This window comes from Mesorhizobium sp. M0051 (genome assembly GCF_040323235.1).
In the GTDB taxonomy this organism is placed as follows: Bacteria; Pseudomonadota; Alphaproteobacteria; order Rhizobiales; family Rhizobiaceae; genus Mesorhizobium.
Genome location: NZ_JAMYUT010000006.1, coordinates 233,485 through 241,622 on the forward strand (window position 1 = coordinate 233,485; position 8,138 = coordinate 241,622).

Genomic DNA, 8,138 nt, shown 5'->3' on the forward strand with positions numbered 1-8,138 from the left:
GGATCACTCGTTATCGTTGGAGGGTACAGGGAGTGATTTGGCGCGCTGCCACCGCGACGATTTGGAACTTCGCCAAGCATACCAACCTTTTGGCAAATCGGCCAATGCCAGGATGCTTTCATCCAGTTGAACCACCTCTTGCAGGCCGACGAGCATTATATCGCCGTCATCCACAGGTCCGGGTTCGCTGTTGTGGAATTGCCAACTGCCACCGTCATCGTTGTAGCTGTCGTCGTCGTCATCTTCATGCACAACGTATGCGATCCAGTCGCCACGTTTAAATATGCTCTTGTCCGATAACACCGCGACATTGGGTGGGTCAGCAAACTTCCATTCCTCCATGGTAGTCCCCCAAGACGGTTGTTCTGTACACAGGAAGAACGAATTCAGGCGGTTCTCACAAACCCGTCGCTCGCTCTCAGCAGGTTGCGCGTATAGTCCTTCGAGACGCGGCGCTCGACAAGATCGTTGGCCGCCAGATTCTCAACCGCTTCGCCGCTTTGCATCACCATCAGCCGTTCGCACATGTGGGTGATGATGGCCAAGTCGTGGCTGACCATCAGGAAGGTCAGCTTGCGCCGCCGGCGGACTTCTTCCAGAAGGTTGAGCACTTCCGCCTGCACCGACGCATCTAGCGCCGAGGTCGGCTCGTCGAGCAGCAGGATCGACGGTTCGAGGATGAGCGCCCGGGCAATCGCCACGCGCTGGCGCTGGCCGCCCGACAATTGATGGGAGTAGCGGAAGCGAAAGCCGTTGCCGAGACCGACCTCGTCGAGTGCTCGCTGAATGCGCTTTTCGCCGTCGGCAAAGCCATGGATGGCAAGCGGCTCCTGCAGCAGGCGGTCGACGGTCTGGCGCGGGTGCAGCGAGCCATAGGGATCCTGGAAGACCATCTGGACTTCGCGATAAAAGGCTTTGTCGCGGCGCGCGCCGAGCGTCTTGCCGTTGACGGCGATGCTGCCCGAGGCGACCGGCGCAAGGCCGGCGATGGCCCGCAGCAGCGTCGACTTGCCGGAACCGGATTCGCCGACCAGGCCAAAGGACTCGCCCGGCTGCACGTCAAGCCTGACGCCCTTCAGCGCGCGAAAACGGTCGAAGATCACTTCCAGCCCGTCGACGGAAATGGCAGAAGTCATGCCGCCCACTCCGGCTTGCGGTCGAGCACCGGCAGCGGATGACGGTCGGCGCCGATCTTGGGCATGCAGTTGAGCAGGCCGCGCGTGTAGGGATGCTGGGCGCGACCGAGCTCGGACGCCTTGAGCTGCTCGACCACCTTGCCTGCATACATGACGATGACGCGGTCGCAGAAGGACGAGACCAGGCGCAAATCGTGCGAGATGAAGATCAGCCCCATGCCGCGTTCGCCGACCAGCCTGTCGAGAATGCCGAGCACGTCGAGCTGCACGGTGACGTCGAGCGCCGAGGTCGGCTCGTCGGCGATCATCATTTCCGGCCCGGCGATCAGCATCATGGCGATCATGGCGCGCTGGCCCATGCCGCCGGACACTTCGTGCGGATGCAGGTCGAAGACGCGGGCGGGGTCACGAATCTGCACCGCCTCCAGCATTGCCAGTGCGCGGTCGCGCGCCTCGGCCTTGCCGACCTTCTCGTGCGTGCGCAGCGTCTCGACGATCTGGCGGCCGATACTCATAACCGGATCGAGCGAATATTTCGGATCCTGCAGGATCATGGCGATGCGCTTTCCCCGCAGCGACCGGCGTTCGCGTGGCGACACGCTGAGCAGGTCGATGCCGTCGAAAGCCAGCTTGTTGGCCGATATTCGCGCCTGCGGCGGCGTCAGGCCCATGATGGCGCGGCCGGTCTGCGATTTGCCCGAGCCGGACTCGCCGACGATGCCGAGCCGCTCGCGGCCGAGCGAAAAGGAGACACCGCGAACCGCTTCGATCAGCCCGGTGCGGGTCGGGAAGGTGACGCGGAGATCCTCGACGTCGAGCAGCGCGCTCGTTGATCGCTGCTGATTGGGATCGTGGCTCATTGGTCGCCGCTCCGCGGATCGAGCGCGTCGCGCAGGCCGTCGCCGAGCAGGTTGAAGCCGAGGCTGACGATCAGGATAGCGAAGCCTGGCGCGCCGGCTACCCACCATTGATCGAGCACGAAGCGACGCCCCGAAGCGATCATCGTGCCCCATTCCGGCAGCGGCGGCTGTGCGCCAAGGCCGAGGAAACCGAGGCCGGCGGCGGTCAGGATGATGCCGGCCATGTCGAGCGTCACCCGGATGATCAGCGAGGAGATACAGAGCGGCATGATGTGGCGCAGCACGATACGGAAGGGCGAGGCACCCATCAGTTGCACCGCCTTGATGTAATCGGAATTGCGCACCGTCAGCGTCTCCGCGCGCGCAATGCGTGCGTAAGGCGGCCAGGAGGTGATGGCGATGGCCAGCACCGCGTTCTCGATGCCTGGCCCAAGGGCTGCGACAAAAGCCAGCGCCAGGATCAGCTTGGGGAAGGCGAGGAAAATATCGGTGATGCGCATCAGGATGGCATCGGTCCAGCCGCCGGCATAGCCGGCGACGGTGCCGACCAGCAGGCCGATCGGTGCGGCGATGATCGCAACCAGGATGACCACATAAAGCGTCCAGCGCGAGCCGTAGAGGATGCGCGAAAGGATATCGCGGCCGAGGTCGTCGGTGCCGAACCAGTGCTCGGCGCTCGGCGCCAGCAGACGCGCGTTCTTCAGGTCGCCAAACGTCGGCGAATACGGCGCCAGCACGCCGGCAAGGGCGGCAACGACCAGCAAGGCGATGATGATGAGCAGGCCGAGAAACGCCAGCCGGTTGGCGGAAAAGCGCCGCCACGCCACGTAGGCGCGGCCGAGTCTTGCCTGCATGCGCGAGGCCGGCCGCTCGCTGAGCAGCCAGTCGCGACGGCTCTGGATGGTATCGACGCTCATGCGGACTTCGTCCTCGGATCGAGCACGCGGTAGAGCAGGTCGGAGAGCAGATTGATGGCGATGAACACCGAGCCGATGACAATGGTGCCGCCGAGCACGGCATTCATGTCGGCGTTCTGCAGCGAATTGGTGATGTAGAGACCGATGCCTGGCCACGAAAAGACAGTCTCGGTCAGCACCGAACCTTCAAGCAGGCCGGCATAGGACAGTGCGATCACCGTCACCATCGGCACGGCGGCGTTGCGCAATGCGTGGCCCCAAATGATGCGGGTTTCAGACAGGCCCTTGGCGCGCGCCGCGACGATGTATTCCTGCGACAGCTCGTTGAGCATGAACGAGCGCGTCATGCGGCTGATATAGGCGAGGGAGAAATAGCCGAGCAGCGAAGCCGGCAGGATGATGTGGCGGAAGGCATCGTGGAAGACGTCCCACTGCCGCTGCCACAGGGAATCCAGCAGGTAGAAACCGGTGATCGGCGTGAAGGTGTATTCGTAGACGACGTCGAGTCGGGCTGGAAAAGCGACCCATTGCAGCTTGGCGTAAAACAGCACCAGCGCCAGCAGTCCGAGCCAGAAGATCGGCACGGAATAGCCGATCAGGCCGATGATGCGCACGATCTGGTCGATGAGACTGCCGCGCCTGACCGCAGCCAGCACACCAAGCGGCACGCCGAATAGCGCGCCGATCAGCGTTCCCAGCGTCGCCAGCTCCGTGGTCGCCGGAAGCGCTCGGCGAATGTCGGTCATGACGGGGTTCGTGGTCAGCACGGAGACGCCGAAATTGCCGTTCAGGGCATTTTTCACATAGATATAGAACTGCTCGATCAACGGCAGGTCGAGGCCCATCTCGCGGCGCGTGCGCTCGACGACATTGGCCGGCGCCCGGTCGCCGAGCACCGCCAGCACCGGGTCGATCGGGATGACACGACCGATGAAGAAGGTCACCGCGAGCAGACCGAGATAGGTCGTGATCGCGATGACCAGGAAGCGGCCGAGCGATGATGCAATGGCGACGGCGCGGGCGCTGCCGCGCCCGCTCCCATTTTCAACCGCGCTCATGCGGCGCCCGCGGCGTTATTTCGAGACCGGCCCGACGAAGTTGCTGTCGAAGCTCGGGCCGAGTGCGAAGCCCTTGAGGTTCTTGCGCAGGCCAGCCACTTCCAGCTGCTGGTGGATGACGACGAAGGGACTGGTGTCGAGGATCTTCTTCTGGAGATCCTTGTACATATCGGCGCGCTTGCCGGCGTCCTTCTCGAGCAAAGCCGCTTCCGTTTCCTTGGTCAGGTCCGGAATGTCCCAGGAGTTCCGCCAGGCAAGCGTGTGGGACTTGCCGGCATCCGAATTGTCCGGGTTCGAGGCAAAGGTCTGGGCATTGGAATTCGGATCGAAATAGTCCTGGCCCCACTGGCCGATATAGATGTCGTGATTGCGGGCGCGATATTTGGTCAGCGTCTGCTTGCCGTCGCCGGGAATGATCTCCAGCTTGATGCCAGCCTGTCCGAGGGTCTGCTGGATCGATTCCGCCATGCCCGTCGTCGGCTGGCCGGTGCGAACGTCCATGGTTACGCTGAAACCGTCAGCCAGACCTGCCTTGGCCAGCAATTCCTTGGCCTTGGCGACGTCGAGCTTGAACGGATTCTCGTCGAGTTCGCCGAGCACGCCCTTGGGCAGGAAGGTCTGGTGGATCTCACCGATGCCCTTGAGAATGGTCGAGCTCAAGGCATCATAGTCGACCAGATACTTGAACGCTTGGCGAACCTCGGGCTTGGCGAGTTTCGCGTTCTTCTGGTTGAGGCTGATATAGAAGACCGTGCCCTTCGGCGCGCTGGTGGTGGTGAGGTCGGCGTTCTTGGCGATGGCGTCGAGGTCGTTCGGCTCGAGATTACGGGCGACGTCGATGTCGCCGGCTTCGAGCGCCAGGCGCTGGGCCGAGCTTTCCTTCATGTTGCGATAAATGACGCGGGCTAGTTTGGCCTTTTCGCCGTAGTAATTGTCGTTGCGCTCGAGAACGACAGCCTCGTTGGCGCGCCATTCGCGCAGCTTGAAGACGCCGGAGCCGGCATAGCCGGTCTTCAGCCAGGCATTGCCGAAATCATTGTCCCATTTGTAGTCGGCGGTGGGTGCCGCGGTGACGACATGTTCCTTGACCAGCTTGGCATCGACGACCGAGGCGACCGTTGCCGACAGGCAGTTCAGCACGAAGCTCGGCGCATAGGCCTTGTCGACGGTGAACTGGAAAGTGCTGTCGTCGACCGCCTTGGCCTTTTCGGTGACGTTGTCGCCGCTGATGCCGAACTGTCCGATGATGAAGGCCGGGCTCTTGTCGAGCTTGATGGCACGCTCGAATGAATAGGCAACGTCTGCCGCCGTGATCGGATTGCCAGAAGCAAATTTGAGACCGGGCTTCAGTTTGAACGTGTAGGTCAGGCCATCGTCGGAGACGGTCCAGCTTTCGGCGAGGTCGCCCTTGACCTTGGAGGTGTCGTTGAGGTCGAGACGGACCAGCAGATCATAGGTGTTGCCGGTGACCTCGGCAGTAGATAGCTCGAATGCCTCGTTCGGATCCATGGTGATGATGTCGTCGATCGCGAAACCTTCGACCAGCGTGTCGGCGGGCGTGACCGCACCGGCAGGCGCGCCGGCCAGAAGCAGCGCGGACATGGCCGCACCCGCGAGCAAGATGCGGGAGCGGAGAGCAAACTTTTCCATCATCATCGTGATTGTTCCCTGTTTTGTTGTTTGGCGACCTGAGTTCCCGGCTCAGGGATGCAGAAAATTCTTTCGGGGCCGGAAGACGGCCTCTGACCCGCTACCGTCGTGTTTTTTGTCCAGTTGGTCAACACCCTAATCCGGCGGCCCCCAACTCGGCAACGGGGTTTTGTAAGACGATACATTGGACCAGAAGGAGCTGTTGGAAGTCGATGCATTTGGCGGCTAATCGAGGCTGCCAAATGAGAAAAAACTGCTAATTCAGGGCTACTTCAGCGCTGTCACCAACTCCGCATCGGGGAAGCAGGTTGCAGCCTGGCCGTTCTTGGCCTGCCACGTGCCGATCGAACGGCGGGTCTTGAAGCCGGGCAGTCCGTCGACGCTGCCGACATCATAGCCCTTGGCTTGCAGCGCGCGCTGCAGGGCGGCGATGTCGGAACGGTGGAGCCCGCCAACCGCGCCCCAGCTGCCTGCGAAATTCGAGTCGCCATGGGCTATGCGATCGGCGCCATGACCGATGAACAGCGCGTAGAGGTCGCTGGTGTTGTATTCCTTCAGCACGTAGAAATTGGGCGTGGCGATAAAGGCCGGGCCGCTGCGCCCGGCCGGCATCAGCAGGAAACCCTCGGATTTAAGCTCGCTCGTCGGAAACGGTTTGCCGCCAACGCGCTTAATGCCCATTGCCGCCCACTCGGCAATCTTCTTGCCCTGGTCCGGGCCTTCCAGCGCGCAGGAAACCTGATCCGGCACAGTCACCTCGAAGCCCCAGCCGCGGCCCTTCACCCAACCATAATGGACGAGATAATTGGCAATCGAAGCCAATACATCCGGCGTCGAGTTCCAGATGTCGACGCGGCCGTCGCCATCGAAATCGACGGCATGCTTCAGGAAAGAGGTCGGCATGAATTGCGGCTGGCCGAGCGCCCCGGCCCAGGACGATTTCATCGCGCCGACCGGGGCCAGCCCGCGCTCGACGATTTCGAGTGCCGCCAGGAGCTCGGTGCGGAAAAAGTCCTTCTTGGTCGACATGAACGCCTTGGTGCCAAGCACCTCGAAGGCGTCATAAGGCATTTTCGCCGCACCGAAGCCGGTCTCGCGGCCCCAGATCGCCAAAAGCACTTCTCCCGGCACGCCGTAGCGCTTCTCGATGGCCGCAAGCGTCCTGGCATTGGTGGCTTCACGCGCACGTCCGCCTGCCGTCACCGCAAGAACCGTCTTCTCGGCGAAATAGGCGCCGGGCGAGCCGAATTCGGCCTGGTGTTGTTTCTGCGGCGTGGTCGCCTTCTCGCCCGGTTTGACCAAATCGGGCAGCTTCAGATTGGGATTGATGCCGTCGAAGGCGGCATCGAAGGTGTGCCTGGAAATGCCTTTCGCCTTGGCCTGCGGCCACAGGTCGTCCTGCAGCCAGGCGCGAAACTGGTCGTTGATCGTTGCAGCGGAGGCGGGAGCGGAAATGAAGAGGAAGGCAAGCGCAGCCAGGAAAAATGCGAGACAAGACTGGCGAAGTCTGCGTTCCTTGGCGCCCCCCTCTGGCCTGCCGGCCATCTCCCCCTCAAGGAGGGAGATCGGCTGTTGTCTTTGCTTTCGCCAATCGCCGACGTTGCAGGAAGAGCACCGCCAATGAAGCGGCCAATCTCCCCCCTTGAGGGGGAGATGTCCGGTAGGACAGAGGGGGGTGCTTGGCACCAGCCTCGAAGGACGCGCAACGATCATGATCCGCACCCTCTCCCGCCAACTTCGTCAAAACGCCGTCCGCGAGCGCAGTGCAGCGGCCAGCGTGCCTTCGTCGAGATAGTCGAGTTCGCCACCGACCGGCACGCCATGTGCCAGGCGCGTCACCTTGATGTCGAAGCCGGACAGCTGGTCGGTGAGGTAATGCGCGGTGGTCTGGCCCTCGACCGTCGCGTTGACGGCGAGGATGATCTCCTTGACCTCGCCACCGGCGACACGGTCGACCAGCGAGCGCATGTTGAGCTGGTCGGGCCCGATGCCGTCGAGCGGCGACAGCGTGCCGCCGAGCACGTGATAACGCACATTCATCGCCGCCGCGCGCTCCAGCGCCCACAGGTCGGAGACGTCCTCGACGACGATGATGGTGCCGGCGTCACGGCGCGGATCGGTGCAGATCATGCAAGGGTCGGATGTATCGACATTGCCGCAGGTCGAGCAGATGCGCACCTTGTCTGCCGCCTCGGCCATGGCGGCGGCGAGCGGCGACAGCAGCTGCTCCTTCTTCTTGATCAGATGGAGTGCCGCACGCCTGGCCGAACGGGGTCCCAGCCCTGGCATCTTGGCCAGGAGCTGGATCAGGCGTTCGATCTCGGGACCGGCGATTCGCTTCGACATCGCTCTGATCTAGAGCAATTCCAGGAAAAGTGCGAAGCGGTTTTCCGTCCGGAGTTGCGTCAAAACGAAAAGCTGGAGCGGGGGGGGGGGTGCGGGGGCCCGGGCGGCGGCGGGGGGCGGTGTAGTGGGGGGGGTTGGGGGGGGGGGGTTTAAAAAAAAAGGACAGACCAC

General features: G+C 62.7%; 8 protein-coding genes. All 8 read right to left on the reverse strand.

Annotated features, from left to right (window positions below):
• Positions 1-3: 3 nt before the first annotated feature.
• The gene (locus NKJ90_RS09075) at positions 4-342 is read right to left on the reverse strand and encodes a hypothetical protein (protein ID WP_023758144.1); all 339 of its coding nucleotides are present in this window, start codon (positions 340-342) and stop codon (positions 4-6) included.
• 44 nt (positions 343-386) lie between these two features.
• A complete protein-coding gene (locus NKJ90_RS09080; protein ID WP_023758145.1) occupies positions 387-1,136 on the reverse strand; it encodes an ABC transporter ATP-binding protein in 750 nt (249 codons plus the stop codon).
• Positions 1,133-1,996, reverse strand: a complete 864-nt coding sequence (locus NKJ90_RS09085; RefSeq protein WP_031259793.1) for an ABC transporter ATP-binding protein — start codon at positions 1,994-1,996, stop codon at positions 1,133-1,135. The genes NKJ90_RS09080 and NKJ90_RS09085 overlap by 4 nt, the downstream gene beginning before the upstream one ends.
• On the reverse strand, positions 1,993-2,913 hold the full coding sequence (gene nikC, locus NKJ90_RS09090; RefSeq protein ID WP_023758147.1) for a nickel transporter permease: 921 nt from the start codon (positions 2,911-2,913) through the stop codon (positions 1,993-1,995). Before nikC ends, NKJ90_RS09085 begins: the two co-directional genes overlap by 4 nt.
• On the reverse strand, positions 2,910-3,971 hold the full coding sequence (locus tag NKJ90_RS09095; protein ID WP_023758148.1) for an ABC transporter permease: 1,062 nt from the start codon (positions 3,969-3,971) through the stop codon (positions 2,910-2,912). The genes nikC and NKJ90_RS09095 overlap by 4 nt, the downstream gene beginning before the upstream one ends.
• 15 nt (positions 3,972-3,986) lie before the next feature.
• Positions 3,987-5,627, reverse strand: a complete 1,641-nt coding sequence (locus tag NKJ90_RS09100) for an ABC transporter substrate-binding protein (RefSeq protein WP_023758149.1) — start codon at positions 5,625-5,627, stop codon at positions 3,987-3,989.
• 261 nt (positions 5,628-5,888) lie between these two features.
• Positions 5,889-7,166: a lytic murein transglycosylase gene (locus tag NKJ90_RS09105; protein ID WP_023758150.1), complete on the reverse strand. Its 1,278-nt coding sequence runs from the start codon at positions 7,164-7,166 to the stop codon at positions 5,889-5,891.
• Between the two features lie 195 nt (positions 7,167-7,361).
• Positions 7,362-7,967: a recombination mediator RecR gene (recR, locus tag NKJ90_RS09110; protein ID WP_023758151.1), complete on the reverse strand. Its 606-nt coding sequence runs from the start codon at positions 7,965-7,967 to the stop codon at positions 7,362-7,364.
• Between the last annotated feature and the right edge of the window lie 171 nt (positions 7,968-8,138).